Source organism: Myroides sp. A21, from assembly GCF_000807225.1.
GTDB lineage: Bacteria > Bacteroidota > Bacteroidia > Flavobacteriales > Flavobacteriaceae > Flavobacterium > Flavobacterium odoratimimum.
Genome location: NZ_CP010327.1, coordinates 2,238,792 through 2,261,878, shown reverse-complemented (window position 1 = coordinate 2,261,878; position 23,087 = coordinate 2,238,792). Strand labels below are relative to the sequence as shown.

General features: G+C 32.9%; 18 protein-coding genes. 7 read left to right on the top strand and 11 right to left on the bottom strand.

The features are described from left to right. Nucleotides 1-41: 41 nt before the first annotated feature. Together MYRA21_RS10320 and MYRA21_RS10315 are read right to left on the bottom strand one after the other, a co-directional pair. The gene (locus MYRA21_RS10320) at nucleotides 42-974 is read right to left on the bottom strand and encodes a peptidylprolyl isomerase (RefSeq protein WP_006257002.1); all 933 of its coding nucleotides are present in this window, start codon (nucleotides 972-974) and stop codon (nucleotides 42-44) included. A 59-nt stretch (nucleotides 975-1,033) separates the two neighbouring features. Further along, on the bottom strand, nucleotides 1,034-2,191 hold the full coding sequence (locus MYRA21_RS10315) for an MFS transporter (RefSeq protein ID WP_006260722.1): 1,158 nt from the start codon (nucleotides 2,189-2,191) through the stop codon (nucleotides 1,034-1,036). Between the two features lie 270 nt (nucleotides 2,192-2,461). Between MYRA21_RS10315 and MYRA21_RS10310 the strand changes: the two genes are divergently transcribed. Together MYRA21_RS10310 and trmD are read left to right on the top strand one after the other, a co-directional pair. Further along, the gene (locus MYRA21_RS10310; protein ID WP_006260721.1) at nucleotides 2,462-2,794 is read left to right on the top strand and encodes a multidrug efflux SMR transporter; all 333 of its coding nucleotides are present in this window, start codon (nucleotides 2,462-2,464) and stop codon (nucleotides 2,792-2,794) included. 58 nt (nucleotides 2,795-2,852) lie between these two features. Further along, nucleotides 2,853-3,536, top strand: coding sequence for a tRNA (guanosine(37)-N1)-methyltransferase TrmD (trmD, locus tag MYRA21_RS10305; protein ID WP_006257005.1), 684 nt, complete (start codon nucleotides 2,853-2,855; stop codon nucleotides 3,534-3,536). Between the two features lie 106 nt (nucleotides 3,537-3,642). Here trmD and MYRA21_RS10300 read toward each other — a convergent pair whose 3' ends face one another. Further along, on the bottom strand, nucleotides 3,643-4,956 hold the full coding sequence (locus MYRA21_RS10300) for a DUF4374 domain-containing protein (protein WP_006257006.1): 1,314 nt from the start codon (nucleotides 4,954-4,956) through the stop codon (nucleotides 3,643-3,645). Between the two features lie 129 nt (nucleotides 4,957-5,085). Between MYRA21_RS10300 and MYRA21_RS10295 the strand changes: the two genes are divergently transcribed. Further along, on the top strand, nucleotides 5,086-6,519 hold the full coding sequence (locus MYRA21_RS10295) for a transposase (RefSeq protein WP_039328952.1): 1,434 nt from the start codon (nucleotides 5,086-5,088) through the stop codon (nucleotides 6,517-6,519). Between the two features lie 31 nt (nucleotides 6,520-6,550). Here MYRA21_RS10295 and MYRA21_RS10290 read toward each other — a convergent pair whose 3' ends face one another. Further along, on the bottom strand, nucleotides 6,551-9,052 hold the full coding sequence (locus tag MYRA21_RS10290; protein ID WP_006263035.1) for a TonB-dependent receptor plug domain-containing protein: 2,502 nt from the start codon (nucleotides 9,050-9,052) through the stop codon (nucleotides 6,551-6,553). A 192-nt stretch (nucleotides 9,053-9,244) separates the two neighbouring features. Here MYRA21_RS10290 and MYRA21_RS10285 point away from each other — a divergent pair, with 192 nt between their 5' ends. Together MYRA21_RS10285 and rplS are read left to right on the top strand one after the other, a co-directional pair. Beyond that, complete coding sequence (locus MYRA21_RS10285) at nucleotides 9,245-10,270, top strand: AraC family transcriptional regulator (RefSeq protein ID WP_006257008.1); 1,026 nt, start codon at nucleotides 9,245-9,247, stop codon at nucleotides 10,268-10,270. Nucleotides 10,271-10,424: 154 nt separating this feature from the next. Beyond that, nucleotides 10,425-10,775 carry a 50S ribosomal protein L19 gene (gene rplS, locus MYRA21_RS10280; RefSeq protein ID WP_006257009.1) on the top strand — a complete coding sequence of 117 codons (351 nt, stop codon included), beginning with the start codon at nucleotides 10,425-10,427 and terminating at the stop codon, nucleotides 10,773-10,775. Nucleotides 10,776-10,878: 103 nt separating this feature from the next. Here rplS and MYRA21_RS10275 read toward each other — a convergent pair whose 3' ends face one another. Continuing rightward, a complete protein-coding gene (locus MYRA21_RS10275; RefSeq protein WP_006257010.1) occupies nucleotides 10,879-14,562 on the bottom strand; it encodes a M1 family aminopeptidase in 3,684 nt (1,227 codons plus the stop codon). A 3-nt stretch (nucleotides 14,563-14,565) separates the two neighbouring features. Beyond that, nucleotides 14,566-15,441 carry an ABC transporter ATP-binding protein gene (locus tag MYRA21_RS10270; RefSeq protein ID WP_006257011.1) on the bottom strand — a complete coding sequence of 292 codons (876 nt, stop codon included), beginning with the start codon at nucleotides 15,439-15,441 and terminating at the stop codon, nucleotides 14,566-14,568. Nucleotides 15,442-15,663: 222 nt separating this feature from the next. Between MYRA21_RS10270 and MYRA21_RS10265 the strand changes: the two genes are divergently transcribed. Together MYRA21_RS10265 and MYRA21_RS19165 are read left to right on the top strand one after the other, a co-directional pair. Beyond that, nucleotides 15,664-17,169 (top strand): SulP family inorganic anion transporter, encoded by a 1,506-nt coding sequence (locus MYRA21_RS10265; RefSeq protein ID WP_006257012.1) that lies wholly within the window; start codon nucleotides 15,664-15,666, stop codon nucleotides 17,167-17,169. Nucleotides 17,170-17,254: 85 nt separating this feature from the next. Continuing rightward, nucleotides 17,255-17,407, top strand: coding sequence for a hypothetical protein (locus tag MYRA21_RS19165; RefSeq protein WP_006257013.1), 153 nt, complete (start codon nucleotides 17,255-17,257; stop codon nucleotides 17,405-17,407). A 146-nt stretch (nucleotides 17,408-17,553) separates the two neighbouring features. On the opposite strand, the gene MYRA21_RS10260 is transcribed toward MYRA21_RS19165, so the two are convergent. From MYRA21_RS10260 to MYRA21_RS10240, 5 genes are all read right to left on the bottom strand, one after another. Then, a complete protein-coding gene (locus MYRA21_RS10260; RefSeq protein ID WP_006257014.1) occupies nucleotides 17,554-17,733 on the bottom strand; it encodes a type II toxin-antitoxin system Phd/YefM family antitoxin in 180 nt (59 codons plus the stop codon). Between the two features lie 65 nt (nucleotides 17,734-17,798). After that, on the bottom strand, nucleotides 17,799-18,206 hold the full coding sequence (locus MYRA21_RS10255) for a hypothetical protein (protein ID WP_006257015.1): 408 nt from the start codon (nucleotides 18,204-18,206) through the stop codon (nucleotides 17,799-17,801). Nucleotides 18,207-18,352: 146 nt separating this feature from the next. Next, the gene (locus MYRA21_RS10250; RefSeq protein ID WP_006257016.1) at nucleotides 18,353-19,384 is read right to left on the bottom strand and encodes a PLP-dependent cysteine synthase family protein; all 1,032 of its coding nucleotides are present in this window, start codon (nucleotides 19,382-19,384) and stop codon (nucleotides 18,353-18,355) included. An 81-nt stretch (nucleotides 19,385-19,465) separates the two neighbouring features. Next, nucleotides 19,466-21,526 carry a S9 family peptidase gene (locus MYRA21_RS10245; protein ID WP_006257017.1) on the bottom strand — a complete coding sequence of 687 codons (2,061 nt, stop codon included), beginning with the start codon at nucleotides 21,524-21,526 and terminating at the stop codon, nucleotides 19,466-19,468. Between the two features lie 165 nt (nucleotides 21,527-21,691). Next, entirely contained in the window at nucleotides 21,692-23,083 is a 1,392-nt protein-coding gene (locus tag MYRA21_RS10240) for a S41 family peptidase (RefSeq protein ID WP_006257018.1), read from the bottom strand. Nucleotides 23,084-23,087 lie beyond the last annotated feature (4 nt).

Below are 23,087 nucleotides of genomic sequence, written 5' to 3'. Positions count from 1 at the left end.
AAAAACTCCCAACTGTAAGTTGAGAGTTTTTATATAACTTATTATTTTACGTCCATTAACTCTACGTCAAATACTAAAGTTGCATTTGGAGGAATAACCCCACCTGCACCAGCTTCTCCATATCCTAAATAAGAAGGGATAACGAATCTAGCTTTATCACCAACGTTTAATAAAGCAATTCCTTCGTCCCATCCTTCGATTACATAACCTTGTCCTAATGGGAATTCAATAGGTTTTTTTCTTTTATAAGAACTATCAAACTCTTGTCCATTTGCTAAAGCACCTTTGTAGTGTACAGAAACAGTTTTACCTTTCTCTGCTTTCTTACCTGTACCTTTAACAATCATTTGATATCTTAATCCGCTTGGAGTTTCTTCAAAACCAGCAGATAATTTCTCTACTTCTACTAAAGCAGCTTTTTTAGCTTCAGCTTCTCTTTTCTCTCTAGCTCCTTCAAAAGTTCTGAAAGCTTCAATAGCATTCCATTTCTCAGCAGTCTCTCCTACTCTTACAATCTCTACAGACTCTAAAATATCTCCTTGTGCTACTGCATCTACAATATCTTGTCCTTCAACAACTTTACCAAAAACAGTATGTTTACCATCTAACCAAGGTGTAGCAACATGCGTAATAAAGAATTGAGACCCGTTAGTACCTGGACCTGCATTAGCCATAGATAATACACCAGGACCATCATGTCTTAAAGCTGGGTGGAACTCATCATCAAATTTATAACCTGGACCTCCAGAACCTTGACCTAATGGACAACCTCCTTGGATCATAAAGTCAGGAATAACTCTGTGAAACTTAAGACCGTCATAGTATGGTTTTCCTTGTGGACGTGCACTATTTTCTAAATTACCTTCTGCTAAAGCTACGAAGTTACCAACTGTACCAGGTGTTAATTCTTCTGTAAGCTTTACTAATATTGCTCCTTTTGATGTGTTGAACTTAGCGTAAATACCGTTTTCCATTGTTCTAATTTTTATCGTTTTTGAATTACTTCACTTAGTCTTAAGACTAATTCTTTCTTTTATGATTTCTTATTTGCAGCAAGATATACTACTAGAGATAATAATGCTAAACACATACCTCCTATACATACTCCACTCCATCCAAAAAACTTCCACAAATATAGTCCAAAAGCCGAGCCAAAAGCAGTTCCAAGGAAACTAAATGACATATAGACAGTATTTAATCTATTGCGAGCTTCAGGTAAAAGAGAATAAATACGCGTTTGATTAGATACATGTATAGTCTGTAATCCTAAGTCTATCAAAATAATACCTATAATAAGCCCTATCACTGAAGCACTTGAAAAATAAAATATTACAAAACTTATGAATGTCATGAATATGCCATATAGTATCAACTTTCTAGCTCCTCCTGCTCCCCCTATTTTTCCTACTAAAGGAGCTGCAAAAGCACCACATGCACCTATCAATCCGAACGCCCCAATTACAGCAGAGTCATATCCGAAAGGTTCATTGTGTAAAAGTAATACCATCGTAGTCCAAAAAGTTCCAAACTGAGCAAAAGCTAAAGCTGTTACTCCTGTTGATTCCCTTAATACAGGTTGTTCTTTTATTAAGACAAAAAGAGATTTATATAAGTCTTTGACCTTTCCATTAAAGGTAGGTTTATTATAGGGTAGTCTAATTTGAATCATGATTACGATAATAATACTTACTATAGTAGCTATCCAAAACATACCTCGCCATCCTAACCATACACCTACAAAGCCACTAAGCGTTCTAGAAAACAATATCCCTATAAGTAATCCACTCACTACTGTTCCGATTACTTTTCCGCGTTGCTCATCAGAAGATAAACTAGCAGCTAATGGCAAGACTAACTGAGGGACAATAGAAGTCGCTCCTAAGACAAAGCTAATAATCTGTAATAAAAAGAAATTTTGTACAATTGCAGTTAGGGCTAAAGCAATAGTAGCAAATATTGTTGTTATAATAATTTGTTTTTTCCTTTCGAGCATGTCTCCTAAAGGAATCATTAAAAACATCCCTACAGCATACCCTGCCTGAGTCAGATAGGTAAGTGTTCCTGCTGAAGCTTCAGACACACCAAACTCTTCTGATATCAAAGGAATTAATGGTTGACAATAATATAAATTAGCAACGATTAAACCTGTAATCGCTGCCATAAATAGCACATTTGATTTTGATAAACTCATAGATACAAATTTAAACTAATTCAGATGTAGAAATCTTAAGATAACATAAGAAATTATAATAATTACAGTAAAATTAGAAGTACTACAATAGCCTATCTCTTTAATTTAAATTCATAACTATCAAATAACTTCTTTTCTAATATTCATTATTAGCTTCAATAATCTATATCCATTACTTCTAAGAAAGTAATTTTCAAATCATATATCATAAAGTATTTTGCCTTACACAATTTTAATAGACCTAATAAAAAGCTACTTTTGCATTAAAAAATGAAGAATATACTATTCTTACTTCTTGCTATACTCTTAGAGACTATAGCTACAACTACTCTTAAAGCTAGTGAAGGATTTACTAAACTTGTTCCTACCACTATAACTTTACTTGGTTATGTAGGTGCTTTTTATTTATTGAGTTTGACCTTACGTACTATACCTATTGGAATTGCATATGCTTTATGGTCAGGGATTGGAATTGTGTTGGTCACTATAGCGGCTTACTTTTTATACAAACAAAAACTCGATACTGCTGCTTTAATAGGAATTGCATTTATAATTACAGGAGTCTTAATCATTCAGCTTTTTTCAAAAAGCCAAGCCCACTAATACAATTTTGTAGGTTACAGAATACAATTGTACATTTGCCAAAATATCAAAAGTAATTATGCGCATAGACATTATTTCCGTTTTACCAGAATTAATAGAGAGCCCTTTTCAAGCTTCTATCCTAAAAAGAGCAATAGAGAAGGGACTAGTAGAAGTACATTTTCACAACTTACGTGATTATAGTACTAATAAGCATAAGAATGTAGATGACTACCAATTCGGTGGTGGAGCAGGAATGGTTATGAGTGTAGAGCCGATAGATAAATGTATTACTGCATTAAAAGCCGAGAGAGAATATGATGAAATAATCTATATGACTCCTGATGGCGAAACCTTAAATCAACAAATGGCCAATGGAATGTCTATGCTTAAAAACATTATCATTCTATGTGGACACTATAAAGGAGTAGACCAACGTGTACGTGACCATTTCATCACAAAGGAAATCTCTATAGGAGATTATGTCTTATCTGGTGGAGAGCTAGGGGCAGCTATTTTATGCGATGCTATTATCCGTCTTATCCCAGGAGTACTTTCTAATGAAACTTCAGCATTGACTGATAGCTTTCAAGATAACTTATTAGCCCCTCCTATATACACTAGACCATCTGAATATAAGGGATGGAAAGTTCCAGATGTGTTACTAAGTGGAAACTTCGCTGCTATAGATAAGTGGAGAGAAGATATGGCTTATGAACACACAAAGACAAGAAGACCAGATTTATTAGAGAGAGAAGACTAAATTATCTCTCCACTTCTTAAAATACTTAATAAAAACAGGGATAAATCACATACTGATTATCCCTATTTTCATTGATAAAATGATTTACATTTTATTCTTTTCTATCCTAATATACACCTATATAATACTGATCTACTCCAGTTGTTATTGTTGCTCCTAATTGTCCTTTTTTAGCTGTTGACTTAATATCATAAATGTAAACATTTCCTTTTCCTGAAACAGGTGCTAAAGCAATATAGAACTTTCCTCCTCTTACAACTGATGTCTGATATTGTGTCAACCATAAGTTAGCTGGCACTTCTAAATCCACCGCAGTTTTATTATTTAAGTCTATACGTGCTAATCCCCATGCATGAGTAGTTGTTGGTTTACCATTAGGATCCACTCCCATTTCGATCTCTGGTGCATCAAGTTTCTCATAAGGCATATAACCTATACCATCTCCTATATAAAACCATCCATTACTAGAAACTTTCTTTCCACCTAAGGCACTACCTAAATCGAATTTAAATGTAGTATCATATTTACCATCTTTAATTTTTGCAATATATGTCTTATCAGTTCCATTTACCATTTGAAGAACTTCTTTTTGGTTATTTACATATAAAGTTGGTGTACGATATCCGTTAGTACTTCCTACAACATGCTCTGTTGTGATTACATCCGTTTTAGACAAATTATTTTTATCAACAACTAAAGTAAAAGTTTTATCTGTAGGTTTTCTTTTTCCAGTACTTGGATCATAAAGGCTAACAGCAGCACCATAATAAAGTTTATTATCAACTAATACAGGCGAATCAATCCTACTTATGTAATATCCTTTTTTAGTAAATTCGTCACTAAGTTTAACATTAATTTCTTTTTGTGCTCCTGGCAAAAATGACCATTTATTTAAATCTATAAGAGCAATACTTGCAGTAATTTTATGCCCTAAATAAGCACCTTCTCCATTTTCTCCGGCATGTTGAGGCGCTGCAGTTATATAATGAACAGACCCCATATCTTCATTAATTTTAGTAAATCTACCTGTTTTTGTCCCTAATACAGGAGCAGATTCAATATGACCTACTTGAGTGTAATTTTGTCCACCTTTATGTTCATATTTTCGTAAATCTCCCACAGTATAATTTAAATTATATACATACTTTCCATCTTTTGATACATATATTCGAGAAGTTCGGGATGAAGGCATTTGGAATCCTTTTTTACTAAAACTTATTTCTCCTTCCGTTAGTTTATCTACCCCTTGTAAATAAGTAGCTGACTGTGATCCCGATCCACTAGCATAAGCTAATTGAAATTGCTTACCTTTAAATTCCTCTCCTGTATCTGGGTTAGAATTATCATCAGATGAACATCCTATTGTCATTAATGCTAGCCCTGCAAATAATAATGTGCTTTTAAAAAATTTACGTTTCATAGTATTTATTATATATCTGAAGTTTCGCACCCAAAACTGGGGCTTATAGAAGTGAAAAAATAGCATGTAAACCAAGGTAATCCCTTGGTTTTATTGTATCTTTAAGTTACTACACACAAAGTACACAACATGCTACAATACGAAGATATTACTAAAGTTCAAGAAATAAAAGGAAAGTTCAAAAAGGTTTGGTTGAGTTCTGAATATTTAAATTCACATTTAAACATATTAGGCTTTAATAAGATAACAAAACAGTTTGATTGGTGTAAAAAATCGGGTTATACATTTAAGGACTTAATTTCCATACTTTTAATACTTCCCATTATCGGTATTAGTTCTGTGTTTTCTTTATCTAAGAATAAAGACGCTGATATAAATAATTGTGGTAAAGATTCTTACTACCGTCTATTGTCGAATCAAAACATTGACTGGAGATCATTCTTATTTCAGTTTGTCATGCAATATTTACTTAAAGAAGAACTTTTTACACCTGAAAAAGATGCTACAAAATGCTTGATTTTTGATGATTCTGACCTGGCTAAAACAGGTAAAACAATTGAAGGTGTTTCAAAAATATACAATCATGTATCAAAGAGTTTCTACTTGGGATACAAGATTTTAGTAGCAGGATATTGGAATGGTAGCGTATTTATTCCAGTAGATTTTAGTTTACACCGTGAAAGCAAAAAGTCAAAACTGAAATATGGTTTAACTGCAAAACAACGTCAAGCTCAAAAAAAGACTCCTCGATGCTCGAAAACCGTTGCTGCAAAAAGATATTTAGAACTCAACAAAAAGAAGACAGATGTATTAGTACAAATGTTTTCAAGAGTGATAAAGCGCAAAATAACAGTGGATTATATTTTGACAGACACTTGGTTTACAAGTATAAGTCTACTCAAAAAACTACGTAGTATCTGTGGGAAAACTCATATTATTGGTATGTATAAATACAATAGCAAGATTGAAGTTCAGTCGAGGATTAAAACGATTTCACAGCTTAAAAAACAAGACAAAAAACCAAAAAGATGCCGTAAATTTAACTATTACTATCACTCTTATGTAACTAATATTGAGGGACTTGGTGTTGAAGTATTTATTTCAAGACGTGGCATTAATGGCAAATGGCATACATTAATAACTACAGATACATCATTAAAATTCGTCAAAGTAATAGAAATATATAGTATCCGATGGTCGATAGAAGTATTCTTCAAAGAAGCTAAACAGCTCTTTGGACTTGGTAAAGCTCAATCGACAAACTTTGATATTCAGATAGCGCAAACAACTATTGTGTTTATACAGTATTTACTCATAAGTATCCGTTATAGAATGGAAGCTTATGAAACTATTGGAGGTCTATTTAAAGACCTCCAGCAAGATTATATTGAAAACAAATTGAACGTTAGATTATTAGCTGTAGTAGCCTTAATACTTGATGTTTTGGAAAAACTGGTAGAGTCTATTGATATTCATGATATTACAACTAAAATAATTGATAATATTGAATCTTTTGGACTTTTATCCAATAATTACCACTTTAAATATCAGGCTACTACGTGAAAGTAAATTGGTGCGAAACTTGAGTTATATATTAAAAAATTGAATAAGTTACTTTTCCATAAAAAGCTCTTCCTGGTTTCTGCAAACCAAAATTGTCATATATCCTTTGATTAAAAATATTCTTCATATCAAAACTTACTGTTGCTTTTTTATTAGAGAACTGATATATCACTCCAATGTCATTAGGATATTGAGAAGGTATTTCATCTAAATTAGTTCCTCCTACATTAGACCAGTTCCTCAAAAATTTCTTTACATAGTAAACATTGTAATTCACAGAAAAGAAATCTCCTTTCGATAAAACATTATTAAACTTATAACTCAGATTAGCATTTAGTTTAAATGAAGGCTCATTTCTTATCTGCGTTTTGTAGTATAAATATGGATTGCCATCTTTATCAAATTGCTTATTAAATAATACATCAAACTTAGATAGTGCTAGATTGAACGCTAAACGTTGTCTAAAAGAATAGTTTAACTCTATATCAAAACCTCTACTTAATACATCATCTAAATTTTCATACCTAGTAAAGATTCCTTTTGAGTCAATACTCTCCCTAATCATTCCTTTTACATTTCGATAAAAGTAAGTAGCATTTAAGCTCATTGAATGATCTTTAAAGTTAAATGGCCCTGCTATAAACCCTATATTATAGTTTGTGCTTTTCTCAGGATCAAGGCTAAATGAAGGCAATAGATTATCTGCATTACTTCCAAAAAGCTCAGATTCTTCTGGCAAGCGAATTGCCTTTTCTGCAGAACCTAATAAGTACAATGGTTCTAACAATTTGTAAGACACACTTACCCCCACTCCATTATGATCAATACTATTATTTATTTTCTTAGTCTTATATAAATCACCAACTAATGGCTTATTCGTATCTTTATAAGGTTCATTAGAGACTGCCTTCTGATGATATAGTTTATAAAATAAATTGGTTTGAAGCCTATTGTCAAAAAGTTTATTCTCATAGCTAAACGAGAGTATATCCTTAGTCAAATCTCTTGTATTAACTAATCTCATAACAGCTACTGGTTGCAAAACATCAGTTATTCCTCTTTCAAAACTGTTATAGAAATAGTTAACACTCAGCTTATGATTAGTTATAAATTCATACCCTACATTTGCACGAACAACCCAAGATTCATCTTTGTTCTTTTCTAGTGTTTTTTGAGACGCTACTTCTGCACCACTTGTATATTTCAGTGGTTTCCCTAAAGGATCTCTTATTACATTTCCACTCCAATCGTACATATTACCAACTGTATCGATAACTTGTCTAGTTAAATCACTATAAGATAAATCTAGCTTTACCTCTAATCCTTTTACTAATAAATCCTTTTTTTCGTAATTAAGTGTTGCTACATAAGATTCTCTCTTAGTATTTCTATCCCCGTATACATTCTCCATAGTAATACCATGCTGAATCTCTTTTCTATTTCCAGAAACAATGCCTCCAATAAAAAATTTATCCGCCCATTTCACATCTGTGAAACCTACATCTACTTTAGTTCCATAAGATTTATAACCATCGTGAAAACGCCTAGCTCCATTCTTTGGATAACTTACATTTCCTTGATAATCCACATACCTAATATGATCTCCATAGACTTTATAATCATTATCACTATAATTATAAAATGCATTAGCTCTAACAGTCAGTCCATTTTTATCATTTCGATATCCTCCATTGACATTATACTGGTGTGTATTAAAAGAGCCAAAAGAGCCACTAGCACTCAAAGTATTAGTCATTTTCTGTTTTAATACTACATTGATAGCTCCTCCTAAAGCGTCTTGTGATAAATAAGTAGGCACTACACCCTTATATACTTCTATACGCTCTATCAAAGCTGGAGGAATACTGTTCAATGAAAATGAACTACCATAATTACTTGCTGGTACTCCATCTATAAATACCCTCACCGCGTTTCCAGACAAACCATTTAAATTATAATTTACTCTAGAACCTAACCCTCCATCTTGTCTTATTTTAACTCCTGCAGTTCTATCAAGTATTTCATTCGTTTGCAAAGACATCAGAGATGCTTCTTTCATTTCTATAACACTCACTGCAAAACCTTTAGTTTCAAGATCTCGTTTCTCTGTTTTGACTGAAATAAGCATTTCTTCTAGATTGTGTCCTTTAGATTCTTCTACTGTAACCAATAAATTACTTTTAGAATCTTTAAAGTCAATTTTTACTTTAAAATCAACTATTTCCATAGATTTCACATCTAATACATATTGACCATAATCAACATTTTGAATAGAGAACTCTCCTTCATCATTTGTCTCACTATACAAGTTTCCTTTATCTAAGCTAACAACGGCATATGCTATAGGTCTCCCATCTTTTAGTTTTATTACTCCTGATAAAACTCCTTTTTGAGCAACCATGAACATAGGTATAAGTAGCATTAAAATATAAATAACATATTTACTCCAAGTATTATTTCTATAACTACCTAGCACTTCTTTTTCACTCTTTTTTGTACCCCAATATTTTTTTATACTAATGATTCTAAACACCTTTCAATATATTTTTTTTAATAAAAACCATTTTTAATAAGAGGTATACCACTTATTAATTCTGTAATGCAAAATTACTTTAAGCATTAAGCCTTTTATCTTTCAAAAAAGGATAATTAAATACACATCAAGGATTATTTTTATTAAATCTAATTAATATCTATATTTACAATCTTAATTTCATTCTATTATATGCAACTAACTACTAACTATATAGACAAAATAAGCGGTCAACAAACAACAAAGAAAACAGAAGGAGAATCAATTATAGAGTACACAGTTAATGATGGTGATTACTTTCTAGAAAAAACTCAAAAAGTAGGGCGTTACTTTATAACTTACTATGAGTTTATGTTGAATAGCCCCATCACCATTTCTCTATCTCCAAACTCTAAAGGTATTTTAATGCTGTTCTTACTTGAAGGTGAACAACAACTTTCTCATCATCTAATAAGAAAAGTAAATAAAGAGAACTATATGCTTAAAATAGATTCCTCAAAACAAGAAACTCGCTATATTTCCATTTTAATACCTAAAGAGATTATAATAAAACTAAAACAAGATTTATTAATAGATTTTGAAGCTGAAGAACTACCTAGCACTTTAAAACTAGACGATTTAATAAAAAAGAACAAAATCATCTCTCCAGAAATGAAATCCGTAATCACGGATATATGCTCCTGTCAAAGAGATGGTTCATTCAAACAAGTTTATTTAGAAAATAAAATAATAGAGTTACTGTTTCTACAATTAGAATACATCAATCAAGACCAATCAAAATCTTATATATCCAATATAGACATTGAAAGAATGCACTCTGCTAGAAAACTATTGACTCAAAATATTAAACATCCATATACTCTATCAACTCTTGCTAAAAAAGTAGGTACAAATGAATTTAAATTGAAAAAGTATTTTAAAGAACTCTTTGGCTCAACAGTATTTGGGTATCTAAATGAGCACAAGATGAATAAAGCAAAAGAACGATTACAAAATTCAGATATTACAATTTCGGAGCTAGCAGAAGATCTAGGTTATAAATCACAGAATCATTTTAGTACAGTTTTTAAAAAATTTTATGGTTATCCTCCTAGTGATGTAAAAAAAGTTAAAAACATAAATAATAACAGCACACACACTATATACTTATTACCTTTATTCATTATAGAGAAACTTGAAGCTCTAGAGCTTCTTACATTAGGCACATTTATATTATAACGAAATAGAAATCAATAGAATAACAACTATGCTTTTACTTAAAATAATTAGTTATTATTCTGTTTTATTTTTTATATTTGCACTCGATTTTAGACCAACCTCTGGCGAGGTCCGTGTATGTTGTTCTGAAAAATAACTTTTATACATTATTACAATGGCAGATTTAATGAAATTCGTTCAAGACGAATTAGTTGCAAAAAAAGATTTTCCTCAATTCAACGCAGGAGATACTATCACTGTTTACTACGAAATTAAAGAGGGTGACAAAAAAAGAACTCAGTTCTTTAAAGGTGTAGTTATCCAAAGAAGAGGACAAGGTACTACTGAAACTTTTACTATCCGTAAAATGTCAGGTAACGTAGGTGTAGAGCGTATCTTCCCAATCAACATGCCAGCTTTAGAAAAAATCGAAGTTAATCAAAGAGGTAAAGTACGTAGAGCTCGTATCTTCTACTTCAGAGAGCTTACTGGTAAAAAAGCAAAAATCAAAGAAAGAAGAAGATAATCAACTTTCTAAGAGTTATAAAAAAAGAGATTGTACAATGTACAGTCTCTTTTTTTTATGTCAAAAAAAAAGGGAAGAGATAATTAAATCCCTTCCCTATATATTAATTTACACCTTTTCTATTATCATAAGATCTTGTATCGATTAACTTATTATATGGATCGATACCAACCTCTGTTGGCTTCTCATCTACTATAATAGTAAAATCATTCATAATATCTGATACTTTTACTTTTTTCAGATATAAGACTTTCTCTTTACTGTTTTTAGACTTTTCTTTCACATCTTCTTGTGCAAAAATCCCTATTTCTATATAATCTGCTAATGGAAGTGATTTAATTTCTACTCCTTTATCCGATTTGTAGACACGTGTATTCAGATCAGAACCAGCTTTAGTCGTTGCATCCGTATAGCTCTTTTCTCCTTTATCATCAGCTCTATATTTACTTACGATAGCTTTAATTTTCACTTCATACTTACCATTGTCTAACTTTTTTACTTCTGCTTTATCTATATAATTGTCATATAAAGTAATTGTCTCAAACATATCCTTAACTAGGTACTTCAATGAGTCTGGAGTTGCCTCTTTAATATCCGCTACTAACTCAGATGCAGTAGTATAAGGAGCATCTTGAAAAGCTACCTTTTTAATATATCCTTTTAAAACATCATTAAGCTGCTTATCTCCCAGATAATCACTCATCGTATAGAATACTAAAGAGCCCTTTTGATAATGGATATACTGTTGATTCTCATTATACATCAATGCTTTTTCTTTTTTACTCTCACCACTACGTCCTCCTAAGTATCTATCTAATGCTTCTTTCAAGAACTTACGCATCTGTCCTTTTCCATATTCTGCTTCTAATACTTTTAAAGAACTATATTCAGCTAAACTCTCAGACAACATCGTTGCACCTTGGACATTAGCCCCTATCACTTGATGCCCCCACCATTGGTGTGCTACCTCATGTGAAGTTACCGCGAATGGATAATCTACCTTATTATCGGCTTCTTCATCTACTTTAGCAATAAATCCAATAGCTTCTGAGAAGGGTATTGTATTCGCAAATGACTGTCCAAAAGCTCCCATTGAACTAGGAAATTCAATAATACGAACTTGTTTATGTTGGTATGGGCTAAATTCTTTCTCATAATATGCTAGGGACTTCTTCACCCCATTTACCATGCGATCGATATTATATTCATGCCCTTTATGGTAATATATCTCTATATTAATATCATTCCATTTATCGCGCTTCACTTCATATCTAGCAGAATTATAAGCATAGAAATTCAGCATTTTCTGATCCATTTTATAATGGAAATAGCGTCTATCCCCTTCTGTCCACTCTTTCTGTAGGTATCCAGGAGCTATCGCTATTTGATCTGCTGATGTACTTACAGTAGTTTCAAATGTTACCCAATCTGAGTCAGAACTTATATATGTATTTTGTAATGCTTTCTTATCTGTTTGCTCAGCCATGCGCTCTTTTGGTTTTAGACCATACTTTTTACGCACCTCATCATCAGATAACTCAAATCGACTTATGTACCCAAAAGAAGGAAACAACTCACCATTATTAATGAATGTACCATTCTCTAGTACAGAGGAATTACTGCGAATAGCGGTATTTTCTTTATTCTTTACTTCAAACTTAAATACCAATTTTTCTCCATGAGCTAAAGGCTTAGTTAATTTGTATAATCTAATACCAATTACAGTATCATTTAATACTTCTTTTGCTCCATCAACAGTGATGACATTAATATATCTTTTAACATAGTTTACATAAAGGCTATCTACTGCTTTCTCATTCTTGTTCTCTAGTACATACTGTCCTTTTGCTAAAAAGTCCCCTTGTGCTGGATATAAATCAAAATCTACTTTTATATCTATAATACGCGGAAGAGTCATATTCTCATATTTCTTATAAATCTTTTCGTACTCTACCCCTAATAGCTCATTTTCTTTGTCTGAAGTATACTTATTTAATACAGTATTTTCATAGTACAGATATCCACCTAAACTAAAGAATCCTATACCAAAAAGTACAATAACGCTTACTATACCTTTGTTAGCTCTTTTTCTAGCAAAGTATAATCTCTCTTTCAAATTATTCACTATACCTCTTCTCCAGAACAATAATGTCAATCCACTTAATGAAGTAATAAACATTACCCAATAAAGAGCATAGATATAATATCTACTTAGGTTAGAACCAAAACCATTCATATCAGAATAGGGTGTTCCTGGTAGTTTATTAAAAAAGAAGATACGTTGCTCAATACCTAACTTTGACAATTGTCCTCCAAATAAGAAGAACACAAATAAAACAAAGAATCCTACTAGATAGTTTCTAAAATAAGTTTGAACCGCAATAGCTAAACCTGCCCAAATCATATACCATATCCAACTTATTCCTATTAACTCTTTAAAATAAAGTCCTATCTCAAAGTTGTAATAACCATTGTGTATTTGTACAATAATCCCTCCTATCATAATAACTAATAACAAGAATAACTGTACTACTATTAAACTTATAAACTTAGAAAAGAAGAATACATAGTTAGGAGTTGGAGTAGCATCTATTAATAAGTCCATTCTTGACAACTTTCCTCTATGTACTAATAACCCTGCTCCTAAGAAAGTAATAATGATGATGACCAACTGAAATGTAGATCCTGGTATTCCTAACATCAAGCGAGTAACTGGATATACTGTAGTCCCATATAAGGAAGTCGCTGAAGAAGAGACTAACAACATCATTAAAACACCTAATCCCACAAGGATCATAAACACTTTATTCTTAGCTAAATATTTTATCTCTCCTTTAGCGAAACTAAATATATTACTCCACTGTGTTCCTAATGAAAAGTTATAGCTAACCTTAGGTAATTCAATACGTACTATTCCTCCGAAATTATTCTTCGTCACGCGTTCTGATTTCTTAGACTTTCTACTAAAAGTAAATGCTTGCTGTGTAAACGTAAAGAACTTTGCAAGCCCCCCTAAGAACAATAAAGATACCGCTAACCAAATTCCTCTATTTAATAGATACCACTTTTCTATAGGAAGATTATTATTGTTTATCTCATCCACTGTCCAGTATTCAGTATAATATCTTAAAGCCGAACTTCCTGATGGATCTAATAAAGCGACTAACTCTTTATTATCCATATCTTTTCCTAAGCCCCCTAATACCCCTTGTATAATCAATAATATAACCATAGAGACAAAACCGATATACACGCTTCTAGACATTGTCACTACAACAAATACAATACTACCAAAGAATAACATATTAGGAATAATAGTCAATAAATACACCTGTACATAACTCCAAAGCACATTCTCTCCTAATAAATTAGGATTAGCCCACGGTAGTAATGTCGCAAGAAATATACCAATACCTATCGTTAAACTAATGAATAAGGTTACTAAAAATGAACTTAAGAATTTTCCTGCTAAATATTCTCTTTTAGAAAAAGGATACGAGAATAGAATATGATGTACTTCATAACGAAAATCTCTATAAATAGAAGCCCCGATAATAGAAGGAAATAAGAAATAAAGTAAATTATTAAAACCTTCTATAAAATTAGCCAATACATAAGGTGAATTAAACTTCATTAGAGAACTAGACGTTACTTTCACTACATCAAAAACTCCAACGGCACTAGCCATACTTAAAAAACCTAGCAAAAAGAATAACACTAGGTATAGATAAAATACCCAATTCTTTAACCAGCGTTTTATTTCAAATGAAAAAATAGTTCCAAACATCGTTTATCCGTTTTTAAGTGCCACAAAATAAACATCTTCTAAACTTGGCTGTACTGATACAAAACCTGCTTCTGTAAGCGAATCCTCTGAATACACTCTAATGTTTAGCTTATTATCTTGATTATATTTTCCAGACAGTATCATAAGCTCCTTATTCAGTTCTTCTGCTACTTCACGAGTAGTTTCTCTAGTCCAGATCTTACCTTCCAATTTCTGTTCAGCTTGCTTAGGTGTACTTCTTTCTAATAGATTTCCTCCATTTAGAATAGCCATCTCATGACATAGCTCATTTACATCATCTACGATATGGGTCGAGAATATCACTGTATTATTATTACCGATCTCTCTAAGTACATTTAAGAAGCGGTGTCTCTCTGCAGGATCTAGTCCAGCTGTAGGTTCGTCTACTATAATTAACTTAGGATCATTTAATAACAACTGAGCAATCCCAAAGCGTTGTTTCATACCTCCTGAATATCCACTCACACTTTTACGACGAACTTCATAAAGATTCGTTACTTCTAATACTTTCGTTACTATTTCCTTTCTTTCAGCAGCTTTTGATATCCCTTTTAATCGAGCGAAATAATCTAATAGATCTACTGCTGACATATTAGGATATACACCGAAATCTTGTGGTAAGTACCCCAACAGTTTTCTGAACTCACTTTGTTGTTCTAATATATTAATATCGCCGAAGTGAATTGTTCCACTATCTGGTTTTTGAAGAGTAGCGATGGTACGCATCAGAGATGACTTACCAGCTCCGTTAGGTCCTAACAGACCGAACATCCCTGCTCCTATCTCTAAGTCTAAATTATCTATTGCTTTAACCCCATTTTTATAGGTCTTGTTCAAGTTTTTAATAACTAATTTCATAATCACATTTTTGGTTCTATATCATAAGTAGCAAAAAGTATAATTATGTTACATTATTTTTTAATCTTTTTTTAACAAGTGTGTTTTTATTCATAATTTACAATCATACATTATACTAAGCATATCACACTTCCATTGACTTTAAATCATAATTTCTATTGTTTCAATAAATATAACTTTATCATTTATACCTTACTTTTACACCTTCTAAACACCTATTAAATGTTACAACGCTTATTTGGTTTACAAAATCAAAACATCAGAATTCAAAGTGAAATACTAGCCGGTCTAACCGTAGCTATGACCATGATACCAGAATCACTGTCTTTTGCCATACTAGCTGGCTTACATCCATTAACAGGATTATACGCTGCCTTTCTTATGGGGATTATAACAGCTGTTTTTGGAGGAAGACCAGGTATGGTCTCAGGAGGAGCTGGTGCTACTATCATTGTCATGATATCACTTATTGCTATGTATGGAATAGAGTACTTATTCGCAGCAGTAGTATTAGCTGGTATTATACAAGTATTAGTAGGAGTGCTTAAGTTAGGAAGGTTTGTACGATTCATACCTCAGCCTGTCATGTATGGGTTCTTGAATGGATTAGCTATTGTAATATTCTTTGCACAAATAGCCCAATTCAAAATTGATATAGAGGGAGTTAATACATGGCTTAGCGGAATGGCTCTATACATAATGATAGGATTAACACTATTAACCATACTAGTTGTAACTATCTTTCCTAAAATCACTAAGAAAGTACCTGCTACTCTTGTTGCTATAATTGTGACTACAGCAGTTGTATTTTTCTTCCAAGTAGACACTCGAAAAGTTATGGACATCGCTCATATCAGTGGTAGCTTACCTAGCTTTCATATTCCTTCACTCCCTTTTACACTAGAGACTTTACAGATCATCTTGCCCTTTTCTCTGGTTATGGCAGGAGTAGGTTTAGTAGAATCTTTACTAACCTTAAGTATCGTAGACGAAATCACCAATACAAAAGGGAATAGTAATAAAGAATCTATAGCCCAAGGTATAGCTAATATCACAAATGGATTCTTTGGAGGTATGGGAGGTTGTGCCATGATAGCACAGACTTTAGTTAACTTAGATGCAGGAGCTAGAAGTAGACTAGCTGCTATTATTGGCTCGCTTACCATCTTAGCCATTATATTAGTTGGCGCTCCTATCATTGAACAGATACCTCTAGCTGCATTAGTAGGAGTGATGATGATTGTCGCGATTACTACATTTAAGTGGGTATCCTTTCAGTTAGTGACCAGAATGCCTAAAGCCGATATCTTTGTTTTATTTCTAGTTACTATCATTATTGTAATCACACATAACTTAGCCTTAGCTGTATTAATCGGTGTAATCGTTTCTGCTTTAGTATTTGCCTGGGACAATGCCATACGTATACGAGCTAGAAAATCTTTTGACCCTCACGGCAATAAAGTCTACGCTATTTATGGCCCATTATTCTTTGGGAGTACTACTTCTTTTATTGAGAAATTTACTCCTCTTACAGACACTCCTGTGGTATACTTAGATTTTAAAGAATCTAGAATAGTAGATATGTCTGCTATAGAAGCTTTGAAAAAACTAATCGATAAATATCAAGAACAAAACAAACAAATCTTACTTATCAATGTCAATGCTGAAAGCAAAAGATTGTTAATCAATTCTAAGCTTTTCAACAGTAACTTATTAGAAAACAATTAGATTGATATATTCCAGTAGCCTATTATCAGAGTTAATTCTTTATATTTGAGTTTAAACCACTACAATTTTAAAAAACACTATTATTATGCTAAAAATATCACTATCTGTATTACTTGCTATTCTAGGAGGTTATCTTATTTTTTTAGGATTAAACAATGATATGTTACCTCCAACCATTACAGGAATAGGATTCTTTATAATTGCTATTATATTTAATCTACCTAAAGACAAAAAATAAAGGACTACCTCATCTATTGTCCTTTTCTATTCTAGATTATAGACATTGATAGTATCATATGATACTATCACCTATAAAAAAACACCTCTAATGAGGTGTTTTTTTGTGTAAAACGTTTCTTATTACAAGCTGTTTACTTAATCTCTTTAATTTGGTGATAACTCGCAGTCAATACCTTTTAATGAATTATATTCTTCGATAGGAATAATTACGATTCCATTATGTTCGTTTTCATTTACGATTAACTCATTACCACTGTCCATTACATAGTCCACATAAGTAGTTACATCCTCTGTAAAGTCACTAAAACTGATTACTTTATTCATTTTTTTAATCTTTTGAAGATACTAATACAAGTATTAGACCAAAAAATTAACATTCATAAAAAAAATTACAATTTAAATTTAAATCCTCGTGGTGCATATAACTTATCCTCATCATATAGGTTTAAATAAAGACGAACAGTATCTTGTTTTCCCTTTATATAAACTGCATATATATCGAGTACTCCTCTACCGTTAAACAGTCCATTAGGAGTGTCAAAATGACAACAACTACCTACTCTGTAGAAAGATAAATTATTTCCTTCTAAATCAGTTAGATCATCTAAGTACTCTCTCTGATTTTTAGGCCCTTCATTTGTCTTTACCCCTCCTACTTTTATAGGATTCTCAGGTGTGTAGCCATACTCAAAAGTTCCTATCTCATTCACAGTAGTTACCTTGTTTTCTAATACTTGCTTAGATTTACAACTCACCCCAACAAGAATTAACAAAACGAAAAACACAGACTTTCTCATAATAAACTGATTTAAAGAATATTTACATCTCTAAGATACAGAAAATAAATAGACATTGAACTATGTGAAAACAATTACAGAGCTACCAAAAATAAAAAAACACCTCATCCTAAAGAGAGGTGTTTTCTATATTTTAGTAGAGTGAATTACTTGATATAAGTAATCTCATTTTTAGGTTCTCCATCTAAGAAGCCTTGTTGCTCCATCCATGCATCACTATAGATCTTACTCATATAACGCGAACCATGGTCTGGGAATAACATAACTACTACACTATTCTCGTCAAATGCTCCTTCTGCAGCATATTGTCTTGTAGCTTGTAGTACAGCACCTGAAGTATATCCTAAGAATAATCCCTCTGTGCGTGCCAACTCACGTGCTGTTTGTGCAGCATCTTTATCCGTTACCTTCATAAACTTATCGATAACAGAGAAGTCTGTAGCAGTTGGGATTAAGTTTTTTCCTAATCCTTCTATCTTATAAGGAGCTATCTCATTAGGATCAAGCTCTCCTGTCTCGTGATATTTCTTTAATACAGAACCATAAGCATCCACACCTAAGATTTGAATGTTTGGATTCATCTCTTTTAAGAAACGAGCTGTACCAGATATAGTACCTCCCGTACCAGAACAACAAACGAAGTGTGTAATCTTACCTCCTGTTTGTTCCCATATCTCAGGTCCTGTAGATAGATAGTGTGCTTCTGTATTTAGCTCATTAAAATATTGATTGATATAAATAGAGTTTGGCGTTTCTTTCTGCACCGTCTTCGCTACCTCATAGTATGAACGAGGATCATCAGCCGCTACATTAGCAGGACATACATATACCGTAGCTCCCATCGCACGTAGCATATCTATCTTATCTGGAGAAGACTTATCACTCACAGATAAGATACATTTATATCCCTTAATAGCACTCACCATCGCAATACTAAATCCTGTATTACCTGATGTAGTCTCTACGATAGTACTACCTGGCTTTAATATTCCTTTTTTCTCAGCTGCCTCGATAATGTGCATTGCTATTCTATCTTTTGCAGATTGTCCAGCACTGAAAGCTTCTACTTTACCATAGAAATTCCCTTTTAACTCTTTTGTTGCTTTACTCAATTTTACAATTGGCGTTTTCCCTACAAGAGCCAATACATTATCATACGCTTGAATTTCTTCTTTCATAATATCTTATTTACTATGGATAGATGTTCTTTATCTCATCTACCACTGTTATCTAACAAATTTACTAAAAAAACAAAGAGACTACTCTTTTATCCCTTCTAAATCGAACATGAAAGCAAACTCTTTTGCGACCTCTTTTAAAGCCTCAAAACGTCCTGAAGCTCCTCCGTGTCCTGCCTCCATATTTGTGTCTAAATACAGTTGTTTATCATTCGTTTTCATCACACGTAACTTCGCTACCCACTTCGCTGGCTCCCAGTATTGCACTTGAGAATCGTGTAACCCTGTTGATACATACATATTCGGATAATCTTGAGCGACTACATTATCTATCGGAGAATAAGACAGCATATAGTCATAATACTCTTTCTCATTCGGATTTCCCCACTCGTCATACTCTCCTGTTGTCAATGGTATTGTATCATCCAGCATAGTCGTCATCACATCTACGAAAGGTACTTGAGCAATAACTCCATTGTATAAATCAGGGCGTTTATTCACCACTACTCCCATTAATAAACCTCCTGCTGAGCCACCTTCTGCATATAAATGTTTTGGAGAAGTATACCCTTCAGCAATCACGTGCTCTGAACAAGCGATAAAATCGTCAAATGTATTCCATTTCTCTAATAGCTTACCATCTTCATACCACTGACGTCCCATATCTTCACCTCCGCGAATATGTGCTATCGCATAGATAAATCCTCTATCTAATAAACTTAAACGAGTAGTAGAGAAATAAGGTTCCATCGAATATCCGTATGATCCATATGCATATTGTAAGAATGGGTTAGTACCATCTTTCTTCATTCCCTTTTTATACACGATAGACATCGGAACTTTCACTCCGTCTTTTGCAGTAGCCCAGATGCGTTCTTCTACATAATTATTCTTGTCGAAAGTCCCCAATACTTCTTGTTCCTTCTTCACTTCTTTCTCACGCGTACGCATATTAAAGTCGATTACAGAAGAAGGCGTGTTCATAGACTGGTATCCATAGCGTAGTATCTCTGTATCAAAGTCTAAATTCGTACCTGTATACGCATTATATGTTTCACTGTCAAATGGTAGATAATATGCCTCTTGGCTATCATCCCAAGGTTGAATCTTCAAATGAACTAATCCGTTAGATCGCTCTGAGATCACTAAATAATCTTTAAAGATGTCCACTCCTTCTAATAGTACCTCTTCTCTGTGAGGGATAAGCTCTACCCAATGCTCCACAGTAGTCTTGTCCTCAGGACAACGCATCAACTTAAAGTTATCTGCCTCATCTAGATTTGTCATGATATAGAAATGTCCATCATAGTGTGAGATATTATACTCTACCTCGCGCACTCTCTCTTGGAATATTCTAAACTCTCCATCAGGATTATGAGACTCTAAGATTCTGTACTCACTTGTCAGCGTACTCTCACTTCCTATCACTAAATACTTACGCGATTTCTCTTTAAAGATATGAGTATCAAAAGTATCATCCTCTTCGAAGTACACCATCACATCCTCTGTGATAGCAGTTCCCAATTTGTGTTTATAGATTTTATCTGCACGCAGTGTTACCTCATCTTTACGAGAGTAAAACAAAGTCCTATTATCAGCAGCCCAAGTAGAACTACCTGTTGTTTTCTCTATCGAGATAGGAGATATCTCACCTGTTACTAAGTTCTTTACTTGCAGTGTGTATTCTCTACGAGATACAGTATCTACCCCAAAAGCAACCCATTGGTTATCTTCTGATACATTAATCCCTCTTAAATGAAAATAAGAGTGTCCTTCTGCCATCACATTACAGTCAAACATGATCTCTTCATCAGCCTCTAAGCTTCCTTGTTTACGAGAAAATATAGGGTAATCTTTTCCTTTCTCAAATCGAGTGATATAATAATATCCGTTGTAGAAATAAGGTACAGAACTATCGTCCTCTTTTATTCTGCTCTTCATCTCTTCAAACAAGTCTGCTTGGAAAGCCTTAGTATGTGCAGTCTGTCCTTCATAGTATGCATTCTCAGCATTTAGGTAATCGATCACTTCTTGATCTTCTCTATTGTTTAACCAGAAGTAGTTATCGATACGTGTATGATTGTGTGCTGTTAACTCGTGAGGTCTCACTGTAGCTATTGGCGCTTGTATATCTTTATTCATTTTCAAATGTTAAAACACAAAAGTAAGGTTTTAATATTTAAATAAATGTTAGCATGGTTTAAATGAATACTAATGACCTACTCGTCCATTTATTGACTCAACTGAGTAGAAACAAAAAAGCCAAAGACTCCCATCTTTGGCTTTTCTATATCGTTGTATTAATCTCTATTTCTTCAAGAGTTCTAATGCTAAATTCATCTCAGCATCTTGTGCTTGCTGTAATCCCTTTTGGAAATCATCTGCTTTAATAGTATGATTAGGCAATACTCCTCTACAAGTGCGATCTTTATTTGCTATTGCATTAAAGAATACCTCACTTCTAGGCAATGATAATACAGATTCTGTATTCGGTAATTTATAACTTAAAAACCAGGCTGCCGTTGTAAAGTCACTACAACTTCTAGTCTCCTGACCTACGATATCACCACGCTTATTCAATTGGAACAAATGTGCAAAATAAGCTGCTGCTGATACAGTATTATTATTTGACAATAAAACTACTTTACCTGTAAACGCATTTTTATCCTGTGGGTAATTCTCTACATAAGAATCGTCTAGACGACTGTTTCCATAATAAAACTGATCTTCTTCATTATAATCAAATCGCTGACTCATAAAGTTGTCTTGGCTAATAATATCAGCTGTATTTGCCAACTTACCATTTCCATCCAATAGATTCTCTTTCATATTCACTTTAGGAACTCTAGTCGCATATTTATAAATATTTTTAAAACTCTTCTCTGGACTAATAAAAGAATAAAACAAAGGAATATTAGACAATAGACCTCCTCCATTATCACGAATATCAACCACTAGCTTTTTAATATTCTTGTCTTTGATGTCTTGAAATACGTTGTTCAAGATATAATAAGCATATGTCTCTGATACACTAAATGTTGTTATTTTCAAAATATAAGTATCATCATTTAATGGATATCCATAGATCCCTTTAGAGAAGGCAACAGTACTCAGTGGTAGAACACTCTTCTGAGCATGATACTCATAGTCATTAAAGTTCACTGCTTTCAGCGTTATCGTCTTAGGGGTTGCCTCCACAGTTTCTTTATACTCAATGATAAACTCTTTGGCTTCTGGAAATATTAAAGAAGCATAATTAGAGAAATTCTTATTAGAACTAGCCTCTACTCCTCCATCTACCTTATTCGGTATTTTATTCAATAAGTCAGCAATACTTACATTATTTACTTTGATAATCTCAGCTCCCATCGGGATATCTAGAGTGTACTGATTAACGAACACTCTATTGTCATATACACTAGTCGCAATAGGAAAGAAATGACTGACCTTAATATAATCCTCATAAATAATATCATCCATCTCAATACTTGAATGAGCATCACGTATTAATGCAACAGGGTTACATAAGACAAAATTCTCTAAAATTGGCTTTTGCTCTAAAGTATGACGTAGTTCCTTTACCTTCTTATCAAATTCTTTTTCTGTTATAAATCGAAATGGATTAGGATGCTGTTCTTTTATTGCCTTAACTACAAAATCAAAATCAGCTAAGTAATTATCTTTAGTAAAGTCTTTCACTTTT

Bases quoted from the DNA above. Each gene is read 5' to 3' on its own strand.
- MYRA21_RS10320 (WP_006257002.1), bottom strand. From the start codon at position 974: ATGGAAAACGGTATTTACGCTAAGTTCAACACATCAAAAGGAGCAATA.
- MYRA21_RS10315 (WP_006260722.1), bottom strand. From the start codon at position 2,191: ATGAGTTTATCAAAATCAAATGTGCTATTTATGGCAGCGATTACAGGT.
- MYRA21_RS10310 (WP_006260721.1), top strand. From the start codon at position 2,462: ATGAAGAATATACTATTCTTACTTCTTGCTATACTCTTAGAGACTATA.
- trmD (WP_006257005.1), top strand. From the start codon at position 2,853: ATGCGCATAGACATTATTTCCGTTTTACCAGAATTAATAGAGAGCCCT.
- MYRA21_RS10300 (WP_006257006.1), bottom strand. From the start codon at position 4,956: ATGAAACGTAAATTTTTTAAAAGCACATTATTATTTGCAGGGCTAGCA.
- MYRA21_RS10295 (WP_039328952.1), top strand. From the start codon at position 5,086: ATGCTACAATACGAAGATATTACTAAAGTTCAAGAAATAAAAGGAAAG.
- MYRA21_RS10285 (WP_006257008.1), top strand. From the start codon at position 9,245: ATGCAACTAACTACTAACTATATAGACAAAATAAGCGGTCAACAAACA.
- rplS (WP_006257009.1), top strand. From the start codon at position 10,425: ATGGCAGATTTAATGAAATTCGTTCAAGACGAATTAGTTGCAAAAAAA.
- MYRA21_RS10275 (WP_006257010.1), bottom strand. From the start codon at position 14,562: ATGTTTGGAACTATTTTTTCATTTGAAATAAAACGCTGGTTAAAGAAT.
- MYRA21_RS10270 (WP_006257011.1), bottom strand. From the start codon at position 15,441: ATGAAATTAGTTATTAAAAACTTGAACAAGACCTATAAAAATGGGGTT.
- MYRA21_RS10265 (WP_006257012.1), top strand. From the start codon at position 15,664: ATGTTACAACGCTTATTTGGTTTACAAAATCAAAACATCAGAATTCAA.
- MYRA21_RS19165 (WP_006257013.1), top strand. From the start codon at position 17,255: ATGCTAAAAATATCACTATCTGTATTACTTGCTATTCTAGGAGGTTAT.
- MYRA21_RS10260 (WP_006257014.1), bottom strand. From the start codon at position 17,733: ATGAATAAAGTAATCAGTTTTAGTGACTTTACAGAGGATGTAACTACT.
- MYRA21_RS10255 (WP_006257015.1), bottom strand. From the start codon at position 18,206: ATGAGAAAGTCTGTGTTTTTCGTTTTGTTAATTCTTGTTGGGGTGAGT.
- MYRA21_RS10250 (WP_006257016.1), bottom strand. From the start codon at position 19,384: ATGAAAGAAGAAATTCAAGCGTATGATAATGTATTGGCTCTTGTAGGG.
- MYRA21_RS10245 (WP_006257017.1), bottom strand. From the start codon at position 21,526: ATGAATAAAGATATACAAGCGCCAATAGCTACAGTGAGACCTCACGAG.